The 24,119-nt window shown below is 40.3% G+C and carries 27 protein-coding genes and 1 pseudogene; 11 read left to right on the top strand and 17 right to left on the bottom strand.

Annotation, left to right across the window (positions count from 1 at the left end):
* Window positions 1–5: 5 nt before the first annotated feature.
* The 8 genes and pseudogenes from modA (SAR02S_RS12195) to SAR02S_RS12160 all read left to right on the top strand — a co-directional run bounded on the left by modA (SAR02S_RS12195) (window position 6) and on the right by SAR02S_RS12160 (window position 5,530).
* Complete coding sequence (modA, locus tag SAR02S_RS12195) at window positions 6–755, top strand: molybdate ABC transporter substrate-binding protein (protein WP_041960126.1); 750 nt, start codon at window positions 6–8, stop codon at window positions 753–755.
* Window positions 748–1,149 carry a TOBE domain-containing protein gene (locus SAR02S_RS12190; RefSeq protein WP_041960124.1) on the top strand — a complete coding sequence of 134 codons (402 nt, stop codon included), beginning with the start codon at window positions 748–750 and terminating at the stop codon, window positions 1,147–1,149. Before modA (SAR02S_RS12195) ends, SAR02S_RS12190 begins: the two co-directional genes overlap by 8 nt.
* Window positions 1,142–1,842: pseudogene (gene modB / locus SAR02S_RS12185) on the top strand (molybdate ABC transporter permease subunit). Before SAR02S_RS12190 ends, modB (SAR02S_RS12185) begins: the two are co-directional and overlap by 8 nt.
* Window positions 1,839–2,702: an ABC transporter ATP-binding protein gene (locus SAR02S_RS12180; RefSeq protein WP_041960122.1), complete on the top strand. Its 864-nt coding sequence runs from the start codon at window positions 1,839–1,841 to the stop codon at window positions 2,700–2,702. The pseudogene modB (SAR02S_RS12185) and the gene SAR02S_RS12180 overlap by 4 nt, the downstream one beginning before the upstream one ends.
* Window positions 2,702–3,415, top strand: coding sequence for a molybdate ABC transporter substrate-binding protein (gene modA, locus SAR02S_RS12175; RefSeq protein ID WP_041960120.1), 714 nt, complete (start codon window positions 2,702–2,704; stop codon window positions 3,413–3,415). Before SAR02S_RS12180 ends, modA (SAR02S_RS12175) begins: the two co-directional genes overlap by 1 nt.
* Window positions 3,405–4,082, top strand: a complete 678-nt coding sequence (modB, locus tag SAR02S_RS12170) for a molybdate ABC transporter permease subunit (protein WP_041960219.1) — start codon at window positions 3,405–3,407, stop codon at window positions 4,080–4,082. The genes modA (SAR02S_RS12175) and modB (SAR02S_RS12170) overlap by 11 nt, the downstream gene beginning before the upstream one ends.
* A gap of 12 nt (window positions 4,083–4,094) precedes the next feature.
* Window positions 4,095–4,943, top strand: coding sequence for a ModD protein (modD, locus tag SAR02S_RS12165; RefSeq protein ID WP_084218515.1), 849 nt, complete (start codon window positions 4,095–4,097; stop codon window positions 4,941–4,943).
* Entirely contained in the window at window positions 4,943–5,530 is a 588-nt protein-coding gene (locus SAR02S_RS12160) for an IMPACT family protein (protein ID WP_041960118.1), read from the top strand. Before modD ends, SAR02S_RS12160 begins: the two co-directional genes overlap by 1 nt.
* On the opposite strand, the gene SAR02S_RS12155 is transcribed toward SAR02S_RS12160, so the two are convergent.
* From SAR02S_RS12155 to SAR02S_RS12135, 5 genes are all read right to left on the bottom strand, one after another.
* Entirely contained in the window at window positions 5,525–6,091 is a 567-nt protein-coding gene (locus SAR02S_RS12155; RefSeq protein WP_041960116.1) for a YceI family protein, read from the bottom strand. The two genes, SAR02S_RS12160 and SAR02S_RS12155, sit on opposite strands and share 6 nt — an antisense overlap.
* An 81-nt stretch (window positions 6,092–6,172) precedes the next feature.
* Window positions 6,173–6,643 carry a phosphatidylglycerophosphatase A family protein gene (locus SAR02S_RS12150; RefSeq protein WP_041960115.1) on the bottom strand — a complete coding sequence of 157 codons (471 nt, stop codon included), beginning with the start codon at window positions 6,641–6,643 and terminating at the stop codon, window positions 6,173–6,175.
* 7 nt (window positions 6,644–6,650) lie between these two features.
* Window positions 6,651–7,844 (bottom strand): sulfate adenylyltransferase, encoded by a 1,194-nt coding sequence (locus tag SAR02S_RS12145; RefSeq protein ID WP_041960113.1) that lies wholly within the window; start codon window positions 7,842–7,844, stop codon window positions 6,651–6,653.
* Complete coding sequence (locus SAR02S_RS12140; protein WP_041960111.1) at window positions 7,822–8,709, bottom strand: response regulator; 888 nt, start codon at window positions 8,707–8,709, stop codon at window positions 7,822–7,824. Before SAR02S_RS12140 ends, SAR02S_RS12145 begins: the two co-directional genes overlap by 23 nt.
* Window positions 8,706–9,830 carry a bifunctional 2-C-methyl-D-erythritol 4-phosphate cytidylyltransferase/2-C-methyl-D-erythritol 2,4-cyclodiphosphate synthase gene (locus tag SAR02S_RS12135; RefSeq protein WP_041960215.1) on the bottom strand — a complete coding sequence of 375 codons (1,125 nt, stop codon included), beginning with the start codon at window positions 9,828–9,830 and terminating at the stop codon, window positions 8,706–8,708. Before SAR02S_RS12135 ends, SAR02S_RS12140 begins: the two co-directional genes overlap by 4 nt.
* Before the next feature lie 106 nt (window positions 9,831–9,936).
* Between SAR02S_RS12135 and SAR02S_RS12130 the strand changes: the two genes are divergently transcribed.
* Together SAR02S_RS12130 and SAR02S_RS12125 are read left to right on the top strand one after the other, a co-directional pair.
* On the top strand, window positions 9,937–11,067 hold the full coding sequence (locus SAR02S_RS12130) for an Mrp/NBP35 family ATP-binding protein (RefSeq protein ID WP_041960109.1): 1,131 nt from the start codon (window positions 9,937–9,939) through the stop codon (window positions 11,065–11,067).
* An 18-nt stretch (window positions 11,068–11,085) separates the two neighbouring features.
* Entirely contained in the window at window positions 11,086–12,303 is a 1,218-nt protein-coding gene (locus tag SAR02S_RS12125; RefSeq protein WP_041960107.1) for a tetrahydrodipicolinate N-succinyltransferase N-terminal domain-containing protein, read from the top strand.
* Window positions 12,304–12,329: 26 nt separating this feature from the next.
* Here SAR02S_RS12125 and SAR02S_RS12120 read toward each other — a convergent pair whose 3' ends face one another.
* From SAR02S_RS12120 to SAR02S_RS12105, 4 genes are all read right to left on the bottom strand, one after another.
* Window positions 12,330–12,548: a hypothetical protein gene (locus SAR02S_RS12120; protein WP_041960105.1), complete on the bottom strand. Its 219-nt coding sequence runs from the start codon at window positions 12,546–12,548 to the stop codon at window positions 12,330–12,332.
* Window positions 12,549–12,696: 148 nt separating this feature from the next.
* On the bottom strand, window positions 12,697–12,915 hold the full coding sequence (locus SAR02S_RS12115) for a hypothetical protein (protein WP_041960103.1): 219 nt from the start codon (window positions 12,913–12,915) through the stop codon (window positions 12,697–12,699).
* 64 nt (window positions 12,916–12,979) lie between these two features.
* The gene (locus SAR02S_RS12110; RefSeq protein WP_041960102.1) at window positions 12,980–14,197 is read right to left on the bottom strand and encodes a GGDEF domain-containing protein; all 1,218 of its coding nucleotides are present in this window, start codon (window positions 14,195–14,197) and stop codon (window positions 12,980–12,982) included.
* 22 nt (window positions 14,198–14,219) lie between these two features.
* On the bottom strand, window positions 14,220–15,005 hold the full coding sequence (locus tag SAR02S_RS12105; protein WP_041960100.1) for a HesA/MoeB/ThiF family protein: 786 nt from the start codon (window positions 15,003–15,005) through the stop codon (window positions 14,220–14,222).
* Window positions 15,006–15,045: 40 nt separating this feature from the next.
* Between SAR02S_RS12105 and SAR02S_RS12100 the strand changes: the two genes are divergently transcribed.
* On the top strand, window positions 15,046–15,321 hold the full coding sequence (locus tag SAR02S_RS12100) for a MoaD/ThiS family protein (RefSeq protein ID WP_041960099.1): 276 nt from the start codon (window positions 15,046–15,048) through the stop codon (window positions 15,319–15,321).
* On the opposite strand, the gene SAR02S_RS12095 is transcribed toward SAR02S_RS12100, so the two are convergent.
* The 8 genes from SAR02S_RS12095 to SAR02S_RS12060 all read right to left on the bottom strand — a co-directional run bounded on the left by SAR02S_RS12095 (window position 15,318) and on the right by SAR02S_RS12060 (window position 24,113).
* Window positions 15,318–15,545 carry a MoaD/ThiS family protein gene (locus tag SAR02S_RS12095; protein ID WP_041960097.1) on the bottom strand — a complete coding sequence of 76 codons (228 nt, stop codon included), beginning with the start codon at window positions 15,543–15,545 and terminating at the stop codon, window positions 15,318–15,320. The genes SAR02S_RS12100 and SAR02S_RS12095 overlap by 4 nt on opposite strands.
* A complete protein-coding gene (locus tag SAR02S_RS12090; protein ID WP_041960095.1) occupies window positions 15,545–17,281 on the bottom strand; it encodes an aldehyde ferredoxin oxidoreductase family protein in 1,737 nt (578 codons plus the stop codon). Before SAR02S_RS12090 ends, SAR02S_RS12095 begins: the two co-directional genes overlap by 1 nt.
* Before the next feature lie 152 nt (window positions 17,282–17,433).
* Window positions 17,434–19,968, bottom strand: coding sequence for a glycosyltransferase family 2 protein (locus tag SAR02S_RS12085; RefSeq protein ID WP_041960093.1), 2,535 nt, complete (start codon window positions 19,966–19,968; stop codon window positions 17,434–17,436).
* Window positions 19,969–20,201: 233 nt separating this feature from the next.
* The gene (locus SAR02S_RS12080) at window positions 20,202–20,648 is read right to left on the bottom strand and encodes a hydrogenase 3 maturation endopeptidase HyCI (RefSeq protein ID WP_041960091.1); all 447 of its coding nucleotides are present in this window, start codon (window positions 20,646–20,648) and stop codon (window positions 20,202–20,204) included.
* Window positions 20,649–20,665: 17 nt separating this feature from the next.
* Window positions 20,666–21,019 carry a formate hydrogenlyase maturation HycH family protein gene (locus SAR02S_RS12075; protein ID WP_041960089.1) on the bottom strand — a complete coding sequence of 118 codons (354 nt, stop codon included), beginning with the start codon at window positions 21,017–21,019 and terminating at the stop codon, window positions 20,666–20,668.
* On the bottom strand, window positions 21,020–21,841 hold the full coding sequence (locus SAR02S_RS12070; RefSeq protein WP_041960087.1) for an NADH-quinone oxidoreductase subunit B family protein: 822 nt from the start codon (window positions 21,839–21,841) through the stop codon (window positions 21,020–21,022).
* Window positions 21,838–22,377 carry a formate hydrogenlyase complex iron-sulfur subunit gene (locus SAR02S_RS12065; RefSeq protein ID WP_041960085.1) on the bottom strand — a complete coding sequence of 180 codons (540 nt, stop codon included), beginning with the start codon at window positions 22,375–22,377 and terminating at the stop codon, window positions 21,838–21,840. Before SAR02S_RS12065 ends, SAR02S_RS12070 begins: the two co-directional genes overlap by 4 nt.
* Window positions 22,374–24,113 (bottom strand): hydrogenase large subunit, encoded by a 1,740-nt coding sequence (locus SAR02S_RS12060; RefSeq protein WP_041960083.1) that lies wholly within the window; start codon window positions 24,111–24,113, stop codon window positions 22,374–22,376. Before SAR02S_RS12060 ends, SAR02S_RS12065 begins: the two co-directional genes overlap by 4 nt.
* Between the last annotated feature and the right edge of the window lie 6 nt (window positions 24,114–24,119).

The raw sequence follows: 24,119 nt of genomic DNA, 5'->3' as shown, positions 1-24,119 counted from the left end.
TCTTTATGTTAAAACTATTTTTAGCGAGTGCCGTGTTGTCAGCTTCTCTTCTTGCTGGAGAGATTAGTGTTGCAGTTGCCGCCAATTTGAGCGATGTTATTGAAGTTTTTAAAACAGAGTTTGCAAAAACCAATCCGAACACTAAAGTCAACACGGTTTTAGGTGCGAGTGGAAAATTTACCACACAAATTAAAAGTGGTGCTCCGTTTGATCTTTTCTTAAGTGCCGACATGGGCTTTCCTGAGAATTTGTATGCTGAAAAAATTGCGGTAACAAAACCCGTTGTTTATGCCAGTGGCGCTTTGGCGATGGTCAGTGTTAGAGGGCTTGATTTAAGTAAAGGTATTGCTGTTTTGGATGATCCTAAAGTCGAGAAAGTGGCGATTGCAAACCCAAAAACTGCACCGTATGGAACAGCGAGTATTGAAGCGTTTAAAAATGCAAAAGTGTTTGAGAAAGTAGAGCCAAAACTGGTTCAGGGCGATAGCATTGGACAAGCATTACAGTTTGCACTCACCGCGGCAGATGTCGGTTTTGTAAACAGTTCTGCTTTTTACAGCGACAAAATGAAAGAGTACAAAAAAGGGGTTCAATGGGTTGATGTGGATCCAAAACTCTACACACCTATTGCTCAAGGAATTGTTTTGCTTAAACAAGCGGAGAACAATGCTGAAGCGAAAGCCTTTTATGACTTTGTCTTAAGTGCAAAAGCGAAAGCGATCTTTAAAAATTACGGATATTTGGTCAATGAATAGACTGAATGCTGTTGTAACGCGTATTGAAGGTGAGCAAAATCTTCATATTATCAGTTTTGATTATGAAGGTGTGAGCCTGAAAATGATGGGGCTTGATCTGCCAAAAGGTTTACATGTAAACGCACATGTGATTCTTGGCATCAAGCCTTCGCATGTGGCGATTGCTAAAAATTTGAGTGGCGAGCTTAGTTATTCTAACCAGCTTTCTGCCACGATTGAGAGCATTGAAAATGGAAAATTGCTGAGCTCCATTCTTTTACATGTAAACGAAAATGAGATGCAAAGTTTTATTACTTTAAGCTCTTCCACTCGGATGAATCTTCAAGTTGGTGATGCGGTTACCTTGCTTATAAAAGCAAGCGAACTCTTTGTCTTGGAGGTCTTAGATGCTTGAAACACTAAAGGCATTGGAGTTTACCCCTTTTCTGATTTCATTTAAACTTGCTTCCATAACTACTGCAATTCTCTTTTGTATCTCTATCCTTTTAGCGTGGAATTTATCGCAAAGCAAGTCTCGGTTTAAGCCTGTTTTTGAAGCCATTACGGCACTTCCTATTGTATTGCCTCCTTCTGTTTTAGGTTTTTATATTCTTTATGCACTCTCTTTCCACTCTCCTATTGGACGGTTTTTCCAAGATGTTTTTGGCATGAAATTGGTCTTCAACTTTACAGGGTTAGTGGTTGCGAGCTGTTTTTATTCGCTTCCTTTTATGGTACAACCTTTACAGAGTGGTTTTGAAGCATTGCCTAAAAATATGTTAGAAGCCTCGTATATTGCAGGCAAAAGTAAGCTTAGAACACTTTTGTGTGTGTGGCACTTCCTAACATCAAGCCTTCGTTAATGACGGCTATTGTCATTACCTTTGCGCATACGGTTGGCGAGTTTGGTGTCGTTTTGATGGTGGGTGGAAGTATTCCGAATCAAACAAAAACGGCTTCGGTTGCTGTTTATGAGTTGGTAGAGATTATGGATTATACCAGTGCTCATCTCTACAGTGGCATTATGGTCTTGATCAGCTTTTTGGTTCTGCTTTTGGTCTATGTATTTAACCGCAATCAGAACCACCGTTTAGGAGGCATTGCATGATCGAAATTGATGTACAAAAAGAGCTTTTAGGCTCTCTTGGCAAAATGGATTTACATGTAAAGCTTTCGATTGAAAAACAGAGCTTTGTCGCACTTTCGGGTCAAAGCGGTAGTGGTAAAACAACGTTGCTCCGCATTTTAGCGGGATTGGAGAGTGCTAAAGGGCAGATCAAAGTGGATGATGAGGTGTGGTTAGATAGCTCACGCTCCCTTCCTCCACAACAACGAGGCATCGGGTTTGTTTTTCAAGATTATGCACTTTTCCCGAACATGAGCGTACTCGAAAATCTTCTGTTTGTACGTAAAGACAGAGCTTTGTCAGAGCAGCTTTTAAGTATGACAGAACTGAGTGAACTTGCTCATCGAAAGCCTGCAACTTTGTCGGGTGGGCAAAAACAACGGGTGAGTTTATGCCGAGCGATGATGAATAGACCGAAGCTTCTTTTGATGGATGAACCGCTTTCTGCTCTTGATCCTTTGATGCGTACGAAACTTCAGCATGAGATTTTAATGCTCCACAAGGCGTTTGGTACAACGACCATTATGGTAAGCCATGATCCGAGTGAAATTTACCGTTTAAGTTCACGCGTTGTGGTTCTTTCTCAAGGAGAAGTTGTTCAAGATGGTGATGCCAAGAGTGTTCTTCTTCGTACCCAAGGGAGTCAAAAATTTTCTTTTGAGGGTGAACTTTTGGACATCGTCAAAGTGGATGTCATCTACATTGCCATCGTCTCTATCGGTCAGCAGATCGTGGAAATTGTGCTCGATGAGAGCGAAGCCAAAGATTTACATGTAGGCGATAGTGTGAGCATAGGAACCAAAGCATTTGCCCCTATGATTCAACGATTAAAGGAGAAGTAATGAACAAGCTTTTACTCTTTATTTGTGTTGCTTTTTTAACACACGTCTTGGCGGATGATCTTAAAATCGCTGTGGGCGCTGGGTATAAAAAACCTGTTGTTGAAGTGCTTAAAGCGTATGAAGAGAGTGGACATGGACGGATCGATGTGATGTATGGCAATATGGCACAAATCTTTGCTCATGCCAAACAGATGGAAATTGCTTTGGTCATTGCCGATAAAAAGTTTTTAGAGAAACAGAGCGAGCTTCATTTTGTAAATTACCAAAGGGTAGGAGAGGGTATTGCAGTCATCGCTTATGCCAAAGGAGTTACATTTTCTAGTATTGAAGATTTGAAAAGTGATGCGATTAAAACCATAGCAATGCCAGAAGCTAAAAAAGCAATTTACGGTGATGCTGGCATAGAATTTTTACACAAGAGCACGTTGTACGAAAGTGTAAAAGAGAAACTTATTGTCGTGGCGACCGTGCCACAAGTAAGCTCTTACGTGAGTACGCATGAAGTGGATGTGGGCATTATGAATCTCACCGCAGCATTGGATAACATGGATAAAATGGGTGGATACATCAAAATCCCTCAGGCGTATTACACGCCTATTGAAATTGTAGCTGGGAGTTTAAACGCATGCGAAACCGATAATGCTTGCCAAGCGTTTGTTGCCTTTTTAAAAACGCCTAAAGCGAAAGAGATATTTGCCAAATATGGACTTTGATATGGTACAGGTTTGGCACCCTTTGGTGCTAAGCCTTAAAACCATCAGCGTCGTTGCCCTTCTTTTAGTTATTCTGGGGATTCCTCTCTCTTATGTCCTCTCCAATGAAAAGCTTAAATACAAGTGGCTTTTAGAGACACTGGTGACACTTCCCCTGATTTTCCCTCCCATTGCCATAGGTTTTCTACTCTTGCTTCTCTTAGGCAAATACGGCTGGCTTGGAAGCTATTTTAATGCCATGGGGATACGTTTTATTTTTGATTTTAACGGGTTGGTGTTAGCGGGATTTGTATCAGCCCTTCCTTTGATGGTTAAACCACTTCAGTCTGCCATTGAGCTTTTCCCAAAAGCCATTAAAGAAGCCGCTTACATGAGCGGTAAAAGCAGGTTTCATACGTTTCTTTTTATCATTCTTCCCTGCATTAAAAAAAGTGTGGTTGCCGCTCTTTTGATTGCTTTGGCACGTGCTTTGGGGGAAGTGGGAATTACGTTAATGCTGGGAGGAAACCTTGTCGGTAAAACCGATACGATCTCACTAGCCATCTATAATGCCGTTTTTGATGGTGAGTACCGCTTGGCATTGCTCTTGTGTGCCATTCTCATTGTCATCTCTTTAGCGGTTTTTACGGCATTGCATTTTTTCCAAAAAGAGGAGCAGTTTCTTTAACCTTCTTGTGTTATGATTTTATACTTTAGTAAAGGTTTACTTATGATGGATATGATACGTGAAGATGTCGGGTTAATCGACATGACCACGGTTGGATTAGATATTGGGTCTCACAAAGCCAAGATTTCATTTGCTTCCAAAGAGCCTATTGTTCTTTGTGGCGTGGAGTTTGTCAAAGAGATGTGTCAAAAGCTAGGACTTGATACACATGCTTACAAAGAGTGTGGCGATAGACTGGAAGCAGGAGAGCTTATCTTAGAGGCATATGGTAGAGCGGACGCGGCGCACAAGGCATGGAAAGTTTCTCAAAATATTTTAGAGTTTTTAAGTGGAATTGCGACTAAAACCAACACGATGATAACCCTTGCACGCGAAGTGAATCCTAAAATTGAACTTTTAACCACACGTAAAATTTTTCCTCGAACCAAAGAGTTGGCACTCAAAGCAGTCTATGCTGGAGGTGGTGCACATCATCGATTGGGGCTTTATGACTCTGTTTTAGTCTTTAAACAACATCGTGTATTTTTTGAAAGCGACGCGGCGTTTGAAGCGCAATTTGCCAAAATGAAGCAGAAGTACTTGGAAAAAAAGATTGTCGTCGAAGTAGACAGCTACGAAGAGGCACGTTATTTTGCAACGCTTGGAACGGCGATACTTCAATGCGAAAAAATGGATTTTGAAACACTAAGGCACTGTGTGGTACTCAAAGAAGAATTCCCGAATCTGCTTCTTTCCGCAACGGGTGGCATTGGTGAACATAACATTGTTGCTTACGCACAAACGGGGGTTGATTTTATTGTCACTTCTTCGCCTTACCATGCAAAACCAGCCGATATTCGTGTGGTCATAGAAAGAGTTTAATGCAGACCATTGAGCAGATTTATACCGCGGAGGTTGAAGAAAAAAAGTCCACTTTTTTGGCGTATCTTTGCCCGATGGGTGATTTTGAATCTTTACATGTAAAGCTTAAAAGTGAACACCCAAAAGCGGCACACATTGTTTGGGCTAAACGCTTTTTTAATGAATACCGCCAAGTCGTGGAAAATAATAGCGACGATGGAGAACCCAAAGGTACCTCCGGGCCTCCTGTTTTAAATGTGATGCGAGGGGTTGAACTCATCAATGCAGGGCTTTTAATCGTGCGTTATTTTGGCGGCATTAAACTTGGCACGGGTGGCTTGGTTCGAGCCTATGGAAGCAGTGCAAAAGAGGTAATAGCCAACGCGTCGCTCATCCCTTTTGTTTTTAAAGAAAGAGTTCTTTTTCATACGATTTACTCGTTGACCCCCAGATTTGAGCACTACACTTCAACGCAAAATGTAACGGTGATTCAAAGAGAATTTCAAAGTGACGGTGTGGTGTGGGAGATAGAGGTAAGTGAAGCGGAAAAAGAGCATTTTAAACTCTTTTCCCAGCCTTTTGAAAGAGACGGTTTTAAACGATTATAACTCGATGGCTTCGACTTCGACGGTAATATTGATCGTATCACTAACAGTAAGTCCGCCACCCTCTAGGATTTTATTCCATGTCAGACCAAAGTCTTTGCGGTTGAGTTTTCCCTCTAAGCTAAAGCCAACGCGTTGATGTCCTTGAAAATCTTTGACAACACCATGTATCGTGTTCTCTAAGATAATATCTTTGGTGACGCCGTGAATGGTAAGTTTGCCATATACTTTGCCCTCTTTCATGGATGTCATCACAAAGTCAATGGTCTTAAACTTCTCAACATCAAAAAAATCACCACTGCGTAAGTGTTCATCACGTTTAGCAATACCGGTATCGACAGAAGCCGCTTCAATTTTTGCACTCAATTTATTGAATACTTTTTTATCTGCATCGTAATCAATTTCTGCATTATAGACGTTGAAATTACCTTTGACATTGGAAATCATCATGTGTTTGGCTGAAAAGCCAATATTGGAGTGGGCATTGTCAATAACAAATTCTTTTGCCTCTGAGAAAGAGAGAAGAAGGGTGGTTGCCATAAGCAGTCTGAAGAGGTATTTCATAGGTCTATCCTTTTGATAAAAATCTACCAAAAGTATAGTTGTATGACGCTTATGGCTTTCGTATTATGTAAAAGTAATGTTTTACTTTAAGAGAGAATGTGAGAGATACTCAAAAAGTTGAAATGCGCCCGCACTACAAATACCTGCAGCCACACCAGCAAGCATATCATCGCCCATAACGCCCCAGCCACCTTTAACATTTCGATCAATTTTGCCAATCAATGAAGGTTTCCAAATGTCAAAAAGACGGAAAAATGCAAAACTAAGGACAATTTGAATCATCGTTCCAGAGCTAAGAATCAGCGCGATCCACACACCAACCACTTCATCAATGACAATGCGACTGTCGTCGTGATTGCCACTGCTTTCTTCATAAGCATTAATCTGTTTAACGCCCATAAGGGTAAAGAGAATGGTTAAAAGTACCAACGTTTCCATGGAGATGTAATGAATAATCCCAGCGCCTAGGATGACAGCAAGCAAAGACCCTGCTGTTCCAGGTGCCTTTGGTGCATGACCTGAGTATAAAAAAGTTAAAAAAGCATTTGGCATGAAAATCCTAAGTCAGTGAAGTTGTTTGATGTAAACGCATGAGTTCAAGGTAAAAATCGCGTTCATCGTGACTCTCTAAAAGTCCGCTATTTGGGAAAATAGCATCGTAAATTTTACCAATATTTTCAAAACGTTTTTTAAAGAGATCGCTTAAAAGGAGGGCCGAGATATCTTTACGCATAAAGATGGCAGGAGGCAACATGCCTGCTTTTAAGATCTCAAGCAATGATTCTGCATGATATTTGATGTGATGGTGTCCACCATGTGGGCACGTGTTGGTACTTACTAACGTTTTACACTCGTTACAATACACAAACTCAGTGATAATCTCGATATCAATCTCTAAATCTTCGTAATGATCTAAAATAGACTTCATCTCATTTTGATCGTAGTATGCGCCAATACCGCTGTGGTGTTGACCAAGAACGAGTTTATTACATCCGAAATTTGAAGCACAAATGGCATCTAGCACAGCATTTTTATAGCTGGAAAAAAGATAGGTGTTTTCAAAAGGAACAATCACCACTCTGTTTTTAGGTAGATAGTTGTCCACAAAGTACTGTAACGCTTTTAACCGAAGTTCATACGAGAGTATGTCTTGTTTATAAGGTTTGAGCAAAAAGATAACCAGCATATCGCACTTCTCAAGCGTGATACGAATGACCCGCTCATGTGCTCTATGGAATGGTTTTGCATTCATCATCATGGCAGAAACGTTTTTGGCTCCCAGTTGTGCTTTCGCATCAGCGATTTTGCTTTTAACGTTTTTAATGTCATCAAAGTGTAATTCATACTCACCACACACGGCGATGTCACCAAGGCGTTTGAGAAACGTTTGTGTCTCAGGGTTTGAGATGTCATACGTTCCAAAAATCTGTTCAATACGCTTCTTTTTATCGACCTCAAAGACTTCATCAACGATAATGGTTCCTCTGATTTTACTATCAACCACAAAATCAAGAGGTTCACCTTGATAGGCGGTGGTTAGAACTTCTTTGTTTTTTTCACCTGCTGGGGCAATAATGAAAGGAAAAGGAAAAGGTTTGCCTTTGTAGTATCCGCTCTCTTCGACCTCTTTAGCTTCAGCACGATTCATAAGCTTATCTACGGGATATAAAATACCCTCTTTGGCAAGAGCAAGGGTTGCTAAAAATTCTTTATCTAAAAAGAGTTGTCGGTTATTTTTTCTTGTTGATTCCATATTTCTTCCTTTTTTCCCATAGACTTTTGCGAGATATTCCTAATTTTTTTGAGAGTTCCGTGTCAGGGAATTTATTTTGGAAATTGAAAATGACATATTTGACATAATCATCAATACACAAAATATCACCTTGGTCTAAAATCTTACTATCGGTGTTGATTTCTATCTTTGTAAAGTCACTCTCTTCGTTAGGATCAGTGCTACAAATAATAGCACGTTTGCCCTCTAAGATGTTGTAGACTTTGAGTTTTTCGCTTTTTTTGAGGTTATGAAGATCAATAATGTAGAGTAACTCCTCACTTCCAGCACGTGCAATTTTTTCAAAGGCATTACTTTGGGTTAAAGAGATAAACGTAAATGTTTCATTTTGAGACTGCGCGTAGTTAAAGACAAGTGCATCTGCATGTTTTTGAAAATTGGTTTTGATTAAAATAGGGAATTTTGTTTTTTTATCCAGTGGTTCTAAATTAGCACTGCTGAAAAGATTTTTGACATACTCTTTATAGGTTTCATTCTCTTTTTTGAGGTTCTTAAAGTCGCTTAAGTGTTGTAATTTTCGGATCAACTCTTCAATCATAAACGGTTTTTGAATGTAATCACAAGCACCTGCTTTAATCGGATTGGTGACGGTGTCATTGCTAATATAAGAGATCATTAAAATAATGATGGAAGAGCGATGTTTCTCGATAACAGGGTAAAAATTTTGTCCTGAAATATTGGTAGAGAGCAAGATGGCATCGTATTTTTCATCTTTGAGTGCATCTTTGATACTGGTAGCAATCTCACATAAATGTCCAATTTCCATCAACTTAGAGGCGATACTTTGCGCGAGATAAATCTCATTTTCAACGATTAAAATCTTCATACATTCGTCCAATCATAATATTTTAATGTAGCCGTTGCACTGACTGCAACACCTTCGCATCTTCCAACAAATCCTAGTTTCTCTGTCGTGGTTGCCTTTACATTCACATGGATAGGTGAAATTGCCATAATGTTAGCAAGGGTAAATCTAATTTTGTCCTTAAAGGCACTTAAACGTGGAAACTCTGCCATAACGGTAATGTCGCAATGAACGATCTCGAATCCCACTTTTGCTAAAAACGAGCACACTTCCTTTAGTAAAAATTTTGAATCAATATCTTTATAACGTTGGTCGTTATCAGGGAAAAGCTCTCCAATGTCTCCTGCACCTGCTGCTCCTAAGAGGGCATCGATAAGTGCATGAATGGCAACATCACCATCGGAGTGTGCTTTAAAGCCTGTTGTTGGGTGTACTTTCACACCTCCAAGCATCATCACTTTGCCTTCTTCAAATGCGTGCACATCAAAACCTTGTCCAACAAAAGGCGTTGAAGAGGGAGCTTTAAGGCATGGAATGGTTGCACTGTCTTCTTTACATGTAAGCTTTTTAGCCTCTGGGTTTCCAAGTACGTAAGCGACTTTTCCGCCCATCGCTTTAATGGCGCTGCTGTCATCCGTATAGAGTGATGATGTTTGCAATGCTTTTCTTAACATCTCTGTACGTGAAAGTTGCGGCGTTTGAATCAGTTTGACATGATCGCGGTTAATCGTTGCATCTTCGTAAACAACGGTGTCAACTACGGGCAAATAGGGCACAACAATGTCATTGTTTTCCATCTCAGCTAATATTCGAACCAGCATTGCTTGATCGATACAAGGACGTGCAATATCACTGACTAAAACGTAAGGGGTATTTACATGTAAAAGAGCATTGGCAAGAGACTCTTGTCTGGTAGCACCACCCTCTACAAAGGTAATCGTATCGCTAAATTTTCCCGCATAAAAATGTTCATCGGGTGTCGTCGTCACAATGATTTGCTTAAAAGGAAAAAGCTGTTGAAGATTTTGGGTGGCATATAGCCATAAAGGGGTCTCTTCAATCCGTAGCCACTGCTTTTTAACACGTTGGTTAAATCTTGAAGAACTACCTGCGCCTAACATCACAAGTGCTAAATCGGGCAAACTTTGTCCTTTTTTCTGAAGTGTTACAATATTATACATTTTGAAAGCTTTTTTTTATCTTTTTTGTGTTAAATTCCGCCATCACTTAAGCATAAAGGTCGAAAAAATGTTAAATAAAGATGCCGTTTTAAGCGCATTAGGTGGCGTAAAATACCCAGGTTTTGAAAAAGATATTGTGACATTTGGTTTTGTTAAAAATATCGATATATCGGATAATAATGTATATGTTGAAGCAGAGATTGTCTCTTCAAGTAAAGAAGTTGCTGACGAATTAAAAGTCGCTATTGAAAAAGCGATTAAGGCATTGGGTGCTGCTCGTGTGGATGTTGTTGTAAAGCAACCTAAGGCTCCAACGGAGAAAAGTAACTCACAATCAGGTAAAAACATGGCACCACACATCAAAAATTTCGTGATGGTAAGCTCAGGAAAAGGCGGTGTCGGTAAAACAACGACAACCGTTAACTTGGCAATCGCACTTGCGAGTCAAGGTAAAAAAGTAGGGCTTTTAGATGCTGACATTTATGGTCCAAATGTTCCTCGTATGATGGGTGTCGTTGACACACATCCTGAAATCGTAGGCCAAAAAGTTAAACCTATCGTTGCGTATGGTGTCGAGATGATGAGTATGGGCTCTTTGATGGAAGGTGGGCAGTCACTCATCTGGAGAGGCGCTATGGTTATGAAAGCGATCGAACAACTTCTTCGCGATATTTTGTGGAGTGATTTGGATGTTCTTTTCATCGACATGCCTCCAGGAACAGGTGATGCACAATTAACACTGGCTCAAAGTGTTCCCGTAACGGCGGGTATCTGTGTTACAACGCCTCAACAAGTAGCGCTTGATGATACGGAGAGAAGTCTTGATATGTTCCAAAAACTACACATCCCAATCGCTGGAATTATGGAAAATATGAGCGGTTTTATCTGCCCTGAGACAAATAAAGAGTATGATATCTTCGGTAAAGGAACCACCAAACCGTTGGCAGAAAAGTTTGAAACCATCGTGATTGGCGAGATTCCTATTGAACCTGCTGTGCGTGAAGGCGGAGATGCTGGAAAACCAGTAACCTTCTTCCATCCGACAAGCGAAACTGCTAAACGTTACCAAGACTCAGCTCGTAAACTTTGGGAAGCTATTGAGAAAGTAAACGAAGATGGTGGCGTAAGCAATGAAGCAATTCAGCCAACTATGGGTGTTAATGGTGCACCAAGTGCGTGTTCAAGTGTGAAAAAATAGGAACATAAAGGAGAAAATATGGCTTTACGTGTAACGATTGATGAGGCAGATTTTAAAGCATTAGTCAAAGATATTGAAGCGCAAGCTGGGTATAAAAAACCAATTGGTTTTGGTATTGCGAGAGTTGACCGTGGACAACTAAGCCCTGAGAAAATTTTACAAGCGACATTTCCTGTTATTAACTGGAAAGAAAACTTTGGGAGTGCGGCTATTTTAATTGCAGCACTACAAGAAAGTGGCGTTGATGTAGATTTTACCAGCAGTGAATTTGTCTATGATGTGAAAAAGAAATTTGTCAAAAATGCAATGAATGCGTTTACTCCATACCTTAACCAAGCAATCGGTGAAGCGCATAAAAATGTTCAAGTGATTAAAACATTGGACTGGATTGCACAAACAGAGAAGCTTAAAAAAGATTATCGTATCGTTTTCTTATTTGAAGATGATGCACCGCTGAGTCCAGAAGCCGTTTATTTGAAACTTTATGCACTCTCTACGGGTAAAGCTCCGATTCGCTCATTAAACCTCTCAGGCGCATTTGGTGTGCTTGAAAACGTAGCATGGTCATTGGGTCAACCTATAGAGCTTGCATGGCTTAGAATGCACGAAGTAGAGATGAAACTTTTGGGTGAATATCCACTCATCGAATCAGTTGATAAATTTCCACGTTTCTTAGCACACATCATTCCCTCCGACAATACGCGTATCTTAGATACCAGTAAAGTCAGAATGGGCGCGCAACTTCATGCTGGTACAACCATTATGCCGGGTGCTAGTTACGTGAACTTTAATGCAGGTACAACGGGTGCTGTTATGGTTGAAGGTCGCATTAGCTCTTCTGTGGTTGTAGGACAAGGAAGTGATGTTGGCGGCGGTGCTAGTATCTTAGGCGTGCTTAGTGGAACGAACGGTAATGCTGTTAGCATTGGCGAAAATACACTTCTTGGAGCCAACTCTGTGACGGGTATTCCTTTGGGCAATGGATGTATCGTTGATGCAGGTATTGCTATTTTAGAGGGAACTAAAATTGGAGTGAGTGGGGTAGAGCTTGCAAAAATTATTGAGGCTAATCCTAAAGCAAAACTCAAAAAAGCAGGTAAAGAAGAGATCGTATTCTTTAAAGGCTTGGAGCTAGCGGGATTGGATGGAATTCATTTCCGTCAAAACAGCGTCAATGGCATGATTGTAGCCACCAGAAGTAAACGTGAGATCAAGCTTAACAGCGAACTTCATTAATTTTTATTACGAGTGAAAACGTGGGCTTATCCACGTTTTCCTATCCTTCGATTGTGTTCTTCAGCCCACAAAATTGAGAGTATCTGGTAGGTGTTCTTAGCCGTAAAATTGTGTTTAAAATTACCATGATTACACTCTTCACATAGATTGATTTGCTCACAAAGCAGATCAATACTCATCGTCGCAAACTGCTTAGATTTTTTCTTACATACATCTTCACTGCATTTAGAGTGCTTTTGTGACATAGGCTTCCTTATCATTATTGGTGCTAAAAAAGGCATTAAATTATGAGAAAAAAAGAGATATTATAAGGCAATAACGAGGAATATAGTAGTCAGAAAGAGTGTAAGAAAAAGTGAAAAAAAATGATTAATTTTAAAAAATAAAATATGTTTAGGAATTCTTTAAAAGAGCTTGATTGAATGATTCAGCCCATTTGGTTGAAACCTTCATATACGTTTCATTGGCAACAGCATCGTCTTTTAATATCCAATTACCGCATGTTGAGCAACGCGTGGCATACTCTTCAAGTTCGGATAAACTCATATTATCCACTGCTTTGAGTCGTGCTTTACACTCTGCAAGTGAGCATTTAAGGGTTGTACTACTCATTAAGATTTCCTTTAGGATATTTTACGTCCATCTTAACATATTAAAAAAAGTAATTATGCGCAAATTATAAGCAAATGAGACAGTTACGTCCGCTCTCTTTAGCTTTGTATAAAGCATCATCGGCAAGTTTGATAACTTCTTGAGGTGTTTTGCCTTTAGCAGACATTGCCATACCGATACTGACAGAGAGTCTTTCTTTTTTGACAGCATTGGATTGTTGCATCTCTTTGGGTGCTTTTTCAGGACGATTTTTATCGCGAATGACAAATCCACGTCTAAATATCTGCTCTCTGAGTTCTTCAAGCGCTATGACACAATCCTCTTTTTTCTTACCACTAAAAAGAATGGTAAACTCTTCTCCTCCATAGCGGTATGCTCGACCTCCATTTTTGACATGACTCAACTCTTTGGCAACCAGTTTTAAAACATCATCCCCAATATCATGACCGAATTTATCGTTGAATTTTTTAAAAAAGTCAATGTCCACCATAGCAATGATGTAGTGTGAACCTAAACGTAAGAAACGCTCTTCCAGTGCTCTTCGTGAAGGAATGCCTGTGAGTGTATCCGCATATGCCATACGATACGCATCATGCACCAATGCACTAATGGCAATGATGGAGGCTACGAGTGAAAAGAGGATGACATCGTTACTCTCTTGCAAAAAAAGTAGAGGAATCATCTGTGCTAAAAGCATCCAAAAAGGTGCTTTTTGGCTTTGTGCTTCAAAGAGCATTGAGATTAAGAAGATGAAACCTAAAGCGATAACGGTAATAATCAGAATAAAATCGCTGGCTTTTGAGAGCCCTTGAAGGCTTACATGTAAAATGGGAGTATCCAGTGCTTTTTGAATAATCGGTGAAAAATATTTCAGTCCTGCGTACCCAATGCTAAGTATGATGAGTCCAAGTGTGGTACGCAATATGCCAAAAGAGCTAAAAAGTCCTCTCTCTTGCAGTGAATAGACCAGTAAATACCCAAGTGCTGTAATAAGGGGTGCAATATGCCAAAAAGCAGGAACGCTCAGTTTGGTAAAAAGGGACGTGGGAAAGGCTAAACAGAGTGTGAAAAAAAGAGGGAAAAGCAACAAAACAAAGAGTTTGCTTTTATTGAAATAGATACTGAGCAAAATAGCAATCATAAAAGAGACAAAGGTACTTTGCCATACAAAATAGTAAGCATATGTGGGGATAAGTCGAAACAGTACGGTTATCAGTGCAAGGAGGATTAGCCCGAAACAGAGTGCATGAAAAGTAGAAAGAGCGTCCTTGATTCGTTGCATTAGAGTCCCTGTTTTTTTGCGATTATAGCAAAATTAGCTCATATTCCCATAAATCTCCCATAAGAGGTGCTTGAAGATGAGGTTTTCCTAAGAGCAATTTTACCACTTCTACGCTTTGAATAGAGGCAGCAAAGCATACGGTAAAAGAGGGGTTTCCTACTTTCTTTTCAACACCATCGCCTTTTTTCAGATAGAGAGGCTCAAGTAAAGCAGAGGTTGCAAATTGACTGTAATAGCCAGCAATTGCACCATGCACAAACGCTTTTTGATTATCATGGCAGAGTCTTGCAAGCAGGCATTTCAGATCGGGATTGTCTAAGGCATCGACGATAACATTGGCTTGTTGGATGAGATTTTTATCTGTTTTGGGATCAAAAAAAGTGGTTATACTTTTTACATGTAAAGCAGGGTTGATCTCTTCAAGTTTTTCTTTTAAAACTTCGGCTTTAAAGCGCCCTATAGTTTTAGGTGATGAAAAATTTTGACGATTTAAGTTATGTTCTTCAAAAACATCGCCATCGCATAAAATGAGATTTCCCACACCTATGCGTGTCAGCATTTCAGAGACAAAACCACCCAATCCGCCACAGCCGATGATAAGCACGGTGGATTGAAAAAGAGCATACTGTTCTTGTGTTGAAATCGTTTTTTGATTGCGTTTGTAACGAAGCGGTAAAATGCCATTTTTAAGAGCCGTCTCTTCGACCTCTCTAAAGTTACATGTAAAGCGTTCCATTGCGGCATAAGACGATTGAAGTGGGAGAAATCCATCAATGGCTTGCTCTTTTAAAAACGTTAAAAGTTCCATTTTCTTTATCCTAGTGTATAATTTTATATAAGGATATTTTATGCACATTATACTCAATGCTTTTTCATTTTTACGTGAAAAGCTCAAACAAAAAGGCATCCCTTATTTGGATGCTACATGGGTTGTCGAGGATAAAACACGTATTGTTGATTTGATCGACTCTTTAGGGCTTGAACAAAAAGAGGTGGAAGCAGTTTTTCTGAATTATACCGTTGTTCCCAAAGAGACAGAGCTACATGAAAATGACCGAGTAGCCCTTCTTCCACCTGGAACACCAGGCTCATTCCGTCTTCTCTCTGGGCTCAAGGGAAATTAACCGCCACCCACTTTTGGGAAGAGGGCGATGAAGTCGCCCTCTTGTAATCTATAAGATGTTTCAACATGCCTTCCATTAACCATTAAGACACCTAGAGGCGATACGCGCTCAAGCTCCAATGCGTCTATGACCGTTTGAGCTGTTGTACCATTGGGATATTCTCTTTGCTCAACTTTAAAGCGACCTTCTCGGTACTGCGCAAAGAGTTTAACCAAAACGTGCATCAGAAATTCCAGAACTCATCAATCTCTTCACCTGTGAAATCCCAAGTGACATTGTGTGGAGGAAGTGTTTCATACTTCATAAACTCTGGTAACCTGTCATCTGCTTTGCCAAGTCCTGCTTTGATATTAAATTCATGTTCTCGTTTAAGAATGGTCTTACCCAAATTGACAACATCTTCAATCGTGAGATTACAGCCAAAGCGTGCATTAATCATGTCCACTAAAGCAGGAAGACATTTTGCATCATCCAATGCTGCAAAGGCAACAAAGATACACATACCCGTACTATCCACTGCAGCAGTTGCTATCTGGAGATTGCGTGCGAGTTCCACTTGCCCCTCTTTTTTGAGCGGATCGACATGTCCACCACTGTTGAGGATGTTGGTAGCAACAGCGTAGCCTGCAGTGTGATCTGCGCCCATAGGTGTTGTAGCATACGTAATGCCTTGACCTTTAACCGCTCGTGGCTCATATGCAGGAATACCTTGACCTTTAACCGTAGGAACTCTCACTAAACCATACGCTTTTCCCAAAACGTGCGTTCCAGCCCCTAGAATTCTTCCAAGTGGCGTTCCCGTTGGTATGTCATGAGAGAGTAATTCATACGCTTTTTTACCATCACCGTATGCGAGGATACCTGCATCGACTGCAAGTCCAAGTGTAACCGATGTTTCAATAGAATCGACACCCAAGTCATCCATAAGACCGTCCATCTTTGCGATCAGATCTAAATCTTGAATACCTAAATGAGCTCCAAGCGCCCAAATGGTTTCATATTCAAAGCCAGATGTGAGGTATTTACCTTCTTTATCGTTATAGACTTGTGAACATTGGATAACACAGCCTGCATGACAGCCATGCGTTGTTTTACCACCTCTGGCTTTAATGTTTTCAGCCATCGTCTCACCACAGATGTTTTCAGCGTGTTCCCAAGAACCTTCTCTAAAGTTACGGGTTGGAAGACCACCTGCTTCGTTGAGGATGTTAACCAAAACATTCGTTCCAAATGCTGGTAAACCTTGTCCACTGATAGGATTTTCTTGAAGCGCTTTGGTGAAGATTTTACTTGCTTCTTTGAATTTTTCAGGATCTGCAATGGTGACTTCTTTATAATCAGCTGCATCAACCGTGATACATTTAATTTTTTTAGAACCCATAACAGCACCAAGTCCACCACGTCCGTGACTTCTGAGTTTTCCACTAGGGTCTTTAACTGAGACATTCGCGATGTTCATGCGCATCTCTCCGATACGACCAATACTCATAACGGCTACTTTTTTATCGTATTTTGCCATCATCGCATCTAATACAGCGTAATTATCTTTGCCAACCAGCTCAGGTACGGGGATGAATTCAACTTTATTTTTGGTTACATGTAATTGATAGAATGTATTTTCATCTTTTGGTAGACCTTCAATAATAAGTGCTTTGATACCAAGTTTTGAAAAAATACCGGCACTCGTTCCACCAACATTGGACTCTTTAATACCACCTGTCAAAGGACTTTTTGCACCCAATGAGTTACGACCCGAATTTGAAGCGCTTGTGCCTGAAAGAAGACCTGGCGCAAAAACCATTTTATTATTAGGTCCTAATGGATGACACTCTGGATCAACCTCTTCAGCAACAATAGTAGATGTAAGTCCACGTCCTCCTAGTCCCATCCATTTGGAAGGAACCTCTTCGATTTTAAAACTAAGATTGGTCATGTTGACACGGTAAACTAAATCAGCCATTTTAACTCCTTTAAATACGTTGTTTCCATCATAATATTTAAAGTTTATAGCATGAAAATAGCAAAGTCAATGAAAGATCTTAAAACAAAAACATGCTTTTTTAGCATATCTTTTTTTACACATTCCCTTAAGAAAGCAGTGGCGAAATACCACTACTTTTTAGGTTTAAGAGATTGAAGTTCGATGATGCGAAGAATAATGGCAGAGTAATAAGGAATACTCTGAATCAAAAGAGTAAATGAAAAAACATAAATTTCGGTAATGCGTGTATAGTTTGTAAAGTAAAGTGCAAAGAACGAGATGGTAAGCAAAGATGCCAAAATCATCTCATGACGAATAGGGCTTTTAGCCACTTTCTTGGTATTGCCACCTTTTTCGGTGCGTTTAAAAGGTAGTCCATCTTTAACAAAACCATCGTATACGGCTTTAAAGATAACCAACTGAAGACTCATCGATGCGATGGCACTCAGCACGGTCTCTTTGATGCCCATTTTCACACGGGTATGGTACAAGATAAACGCATGCAAGATGTTAACCAAGAACGCCACTAAGATAGGAAGGGTAAGTGGTAGCGTTGGAATCGTTACACCTACAAAGATAATAAACGGTACCCAGAAGATGTTTAAAAAGGCAGTCAACGCACCAAAAGCATCTGAGAGCCAGAAGAACCAACCAGCCACAAAGTGGTACTTTTGATAAGGGGTGAGTGTCTTGGATGAAGGCATAAAATGTCGCCAATGCTTTTTCAAAATCTGAATGGCACCGTACGCCCATCTGTGACGTTGCGTTCTAAATGCCTCAACCGTATCAGGAAGAAGTCCCCATCCATAACGTCTGTTGGTATAGTGTGCCGTATAGCCTGCTTCAAAAAGGCGAAGTCCAAGCTCGGAGTCTTCAACAATGGTATACGTCGTCCAATCACCCACTTCGTGCATTGCTGAAAGTCTTGCCATTAGCATGGTTCCGTGTGCTACGATGGCATTTTCTTCATTTCGCTCAACCATACCGATGTCAAAGAAACCTGCGTATTCTGCATTCATCGCTTGCTTGATAAGTGAATCTTTACCATCACGGTGATCTTGTGGTGCTTGGACAAGAGCCACTTTTGGATCATCAAACAAAGGTACAAGATCGACAAGCCAGTTTTCGCCAACGACATAATCGGCATCAATGACAGCTAAAATCTCTGCTTTTTCATGGGTGTATTTGAGTGCTTCATTCAGTGCTCCAGCTTTAAAACCTTTACATGTAATGTTCAAAAAGACAAATTTTTCACCGAGTTTTTTACAATGCTCTTCAATAGGCTTCCAGTAAAACTCTTCAGGTGTATTATTGATGACGACCAAAACTTCATAATTGGTGTATTTTAAATGTGCTAGTGAGTCGAGTGTTTCAATGAGAACATGCGGTTGCTCTTTATATGCAGGCACATGAATAGAGACAAATGGTACATGATCTGACTTAAGATTAAGCGGTGCTAAACGCTCAGGCGCAATTCCCAATGTACATTTAAAGAGCTCATTAATTTTGGCTAACGTTATGATGACCAGAGGAATCATCAAGATAATTCCCATTGTCCACATAATCCACATACCAAAGTTCATATAGAATATGAATGGATAGGTTGCCGCCATTGCGAGACCAAAGCCCATCGCTTGTGCCGCTGCGGCATACGTTATCGCATGGGCAAAGTTGACGCGTTGATTTCTTAAACCAAAGAACGTAAGCAATATACCAAAGAAGACTGATCCTGCCATTTGGTAACGCCATAGTGGGTTAATGATGGTTTGTTTAATAAAGTGGAATTTAGGTTGTTTGTTGGTGTCAAAAAGACCCCAGTACGGTCCAACACTTCCTTCGTGAACACCTTTCCATGGCTGGTCGAAGGCTTCAACAATGTTATAAGTCCATTTTTGATCTTTTGCCATCTCCAAAAAGCCTGTAATCGCGGCAATTTGATTGGTCAGTGTTGCTTCAGCTTTTTCGTTGTTGTAGCCACTGCTTGGCCAGCCAAACTCCCCAATGGTAATAGGTTTTTTAGGATACATTTGAGCGATAGCATCGTATTTTTCTTTCGCAAATGCCAAAGTTTGCTCAATAGGCACTTTCTCCCAATATGGCAAGATATGCACACAGATGAAATCAACATGGCGCGCTAGTTCTGTATTGGTCAACCAAACGTGTTGAACTTCCGCTGTTGTAACGGGGATACGCGTGCGAACCGAAACACGGTCAATATACGCAAATAACTCTTCAGGTGTTAAATCAGCACGTAAAAGAACCTCATTTCCAACAATGATGGAAGAAATTCGAGGGCTGTACATTTTGACAAGTTCAAAGAGCGTTTCAATTTCTGATTCATTGGCATTTTTATCCGTTGAGAGCCACAGACCAACATCGACTTTTAATTTGGTGTCTTTGACATTTTCTAAAACATGCTTTGCATCTGCAATAGCATATGTTCGGACTTTTCGTGAAATGAATTCAATGGTTTTCATATCTTCAGCAATCTCAGCATCGCTTTTAAGTGCTTTCTCAAAACCTTTAAACGGTGTATAAGAGAGAGACTCTAGCTTTTCACCAATTTGCGGTGATATGACAATTTGATCACCCGATCTTGTCCATATAAGTATTTGTACAAGGGAGGTAATAACGAGGGAAAGTAGAATATATTTGAAGTATTTCAACCGTTTGCTCCGAAAAATATAGTGATAGAGTTCTTTTACGCCACATTGCTATCAGGCATGCAACTAAAAAGTTCAATGATTTTACAACAACTTTGTTTAAAAAAATGAAGCACTACGGTTTACATGTAAATGTTTTCTCTTTTACAAAGGGAAAAAACACATTTTGGGTAGTTGATTGGAAAAGCAGAAGCCTTGGACACGATCACATCCAAGGGTAGTAAACTAGATTTTACTTACGCGTCAATGATCGCATCAAACTCTTTGAGTTTATCAAGGGCTTTAAGGGCTGAAGTTTTGGCATTATCGCTCAATCCTTCGCTAAAATGCAAGACATTTTCAAGCAAAACACAAATGCCTAAAAAGATAGTTTTGGTGCAAATGTCTCTAAGGTAGCTTATAAGAATTGGGGTAGGGATATTGTGCGTAGAGTGAATGTAGGTACGCTCATCACTGAGGTCTAAAAACTCTATCTTATCCTCTTTAAAGCCGCTCATGGCATCGACGACAACGATGACATCAGGCTCGTAAGCACGCAAATGTGCAAACTCGTCTTCGGGTGTATCGTAACCAAAAAAGACTTTCCACTCGGGCAACTGTTCTTCTACCAGTCGCCCAACAGCAATAGCAACACCATCGTCGCCTCTAAGTTCATTGCCAACACATAAAAGTGCTTTTTTCACTTGATATTCCTTAAAATTTATGTGTTATGAAAATCTTTTCTAAGGACTAAATATCCTTCTTGTAAGCCCTCTAATATCTTTTTAAGAGGGCATTCCATCATTTGGGGTAAAAGTTTCATAGCGTGTTCTGGAAAGATTTCTATTTCAAAATATTTACTCAAATTTCCAATCTTAAATTTCAGATACTCACCGCCATGGTGTAAAATTTGTTCAAATTCATCTTCGCTAATTTCGAGTACTTTCTCACTAAAATCAATCGTGCCAACACCATGCCCTATGCATGTAGAGAAAATTTTGATCTGATCAAGCGTAGCATTACCCGATTTTGCGCCATCAAGATGTCTTTTTGTGAGTTTGTAAACTTCTACCACTTATTGCCCCCATTCGACTCTGTGGAGGCTGATTTTATCTTCCTCCTCACAAGGGACGTATTGGGTGTAAATTTCGTTGTGTAGAATACCTAAACACTCTGCGTATCTTGGATCAGGTTCTGTTTTCATCGCTTCGGTGATAGCAAGTTTGGTGGCTTTTGTATCTTTAACGTTACCACTTTTGACAAGGGCATCGAGGTATTTGTCGAAGAGCTTTCGTCCAAATACATAGCTCATAAGTCTTTTAGCCTGTACGAGTAGATCTCTCTCAAAAAGTGTATTACCAAGCACAGAGTCTTTTACCAGTGGTGGCATTTCATTATCATGCTCAAAACTCACTTTTTGGAGTTTTTGATCCAAAACACCAAGGGCGGTTGTGAGCCCATAAATGATGCTTGCAGGATGAGGAGGACACCCTGGAATATAAACGTCTACGGGTATAATTTTATCAATACCGCTGAGCACACTGTACGCATCGTAAAAAATACCTCCTGATGCGCCACACGCACCGAGTGCCACAACAATTTTAGGATCGGGTGTTGCTTCGTAAGCACGAAGGAGTGGATAGTACATCTGACGTGTCACAGGGCCTGTACAGAGTAAAATATCGGCGTGACGAGGATTGGCAACTAGCTTAAAACCAAATCGCTCAGGATCCCATAATGGCGTAATAGCCGCAAAAATCTCAATTTCACAGCCATTGCAACTTCCACAATCAACACGAAAAACACTAAAGCTTCTGCCTATATGCTTTAAAAGCTCAAGTTTTTGCTCTAAAGTATTGGCAAGTTCGATTTCTGTTGGCATTTCATATGTTTTCATTCTATCACCATCTCTTTGCCACTGGTAAAGGTTGCTACCGTAGCAGTTTTTTTACATGTAGGACACATACAAAGATAATTTTTAGCCTCTTCAAGCCTTTTGTCACTTACATTTGCCTTGCTTAAACACTCAAAACTATACTTAATCAGTCTTTTTGCACTAAAGGGTTTTTTACACTCAGTGCAATATTGAACATCAAGTTCGCCTCTTTGAATGAGGGCGGATTTGTCAAATTTGACAGCGAGTTCAAACTCTTCGCTTAACTTAATGGCACCCGTAGGGCATACTTCATCACATCTACCACAAAAGATACAACGTCCACAATCAAATTCCCATACGAGTTTACTTTTATCATCATTGAAGACAACCGTAATTGCATTGGAAGGGCATGCTATACCGCATGCGGCACAACCAATACAAAGATCATATATGTAAGCTGGTTTTCCACGAAAATTTGCTGCAACTTTGTAAGGCTCAAACGGGTACTTATGGGTAATTTCGCCGTATTTTTTACTAATATCAAGAAGTTTCATCATCGGAGACTCCTCATCGGACTATTTTTGAGTGTTTTAGAAAAATCTTTTAAATCTTTGTTTGTTAAAATTTTACTCTTTTTGCTCTTGATGTCAACAACGGTGATACGCTCAGTACACGAGTAGCAAGGATCTAAGCTACAAACGATAAGTGCGGCATCGGCAATGGTGTTACCCCGGAATTGGAAACGAAGGCTTGGCCAGTTGTTGTAGGTAGCAGCACGGCATCTCCATCTAAAGACTTTTTGAGCACTACCTTGCATAATCCAGTGGACATTCTCTCCCCTTGGCGCTTCTACATACGCTAACGCGAAGTCTTCAGGTTTAACGTGGAATTTTGGATCGACAATGATCGCCGTTTGAGGCATGAGTTCAAAGCATTGACGGATAATAGAAACCGAGCTTTTAAGTTCCATATAGCGAACCATCTCTCTAGCAAAAACATCGCCGCCTTCTACAAACGAGACATCAAATTCAATCTGTTTAAAAAAGTCGTACGGATGGTCGTAGCGTGTATCGCGCTTGATGCCACTTCCTCTTATATTTGGACCCACAGCAGAGAAATCACGAGCAACTTGTTTATCAAGAATACCCACACCCTTCCATCGTTTCATTTGACGTTGATCATCCATAACGGCATCCCATACTTCTTCGACTTGTGTTTCGATGATTTGTAAGATGCGTAAACTCTCTTTGATCTCAATGCCTGTGATATCACGTCTAAGTCCACCCATGACAACATTCCCATAGGTTTTTCGACCACCCGTTACCAGTTCGGCGAGCTTCATAGAGTATTCACGGATTCTAAAAATGTGCATAAAAGCATTGTAGTTACCCGTAACTTCACACGCCAGTCCGATGTTTAAAAGATGACTGTGAAGTCTCTCTATCTCAGAACAGATAATACGAATGGCTTGAGCGCGGGCAGGTATTTCTAAATTAATTGCCTTCTCCGCAGCTTCAATACATGCAATCGCGTGGGCATAACCACAAATACCGCAGACTCGCTCTGCCAAATAGCCCATTTGGTCATAGTTCATACGGTTTTCAGCAAGTTTTTCCATGCCTCTGTGTTGGTAAAAAAGTCTATAGTCTGCATCGACGATGGTATCGCCATCACAAAAAAGTCTAAAATGTCCTGGTTCATCTGCTGTAATATGCAAAGGTCCTAGAGGAACATCGATGATTCCAGAGCCTTCTGGTCTTAAAAATTCATATTCAGGCTCATCGTAGTGACTACACATATCAGGACGATAACGGTAGTCCATCGCATCTTTTCGAAGAGGAAAGAGATCATTTGGCCAATCATCACTGAGCACCAAACGTCTTTTGTCAGGTAATCCTTCTGCAACAAGTCCGAACATATCGTACGCTTCTCTTTCGTACCAAACACAAGCAGGAACCAACGGTGTAACCGATGGATACGTGAGATTATCTGGAGAGATGAGAACTTTGACTGTGACAAAGCACTTTTCATCCTGAGCTATCTCATCACCTGCAAACATTTTGCCACCCTCCATTGAGAGTGCGTAGTAGAGGGCATAGTGTTTATTGATGCTTCTCTCATCATTGGCAATCATCGTTGAAAGGTAGCCACCCATATCATAATACAAAAAGCGAACAGCCTCAGGAAGGTCGTTGAGTTCAACCAACGCAGTGACTTGATCTTCGCATTGCCTTGTGACTTCTAGAATTTTAATTTTTGTAGCCAGTGCTTCTATAAATTTATCGCATTTCATGGTGAG

It is taken from the genome of Sulfurospirillum arsenophilum NBRC 109478 (genome assembly GCF_000813345.1).
Lineage (GTDB): Bacteria > Campylobacterota > Campylobacteria > Campylobacterales > Sulfurospirillaceae > Sulfurospirillum > Sulfurospirillum arsenophilum.
The sequence above is the reverse complement of the archived record's forward strand: the minus strand, read 5'-3'. Positions and strand labels throughout refer to the sequence as shown.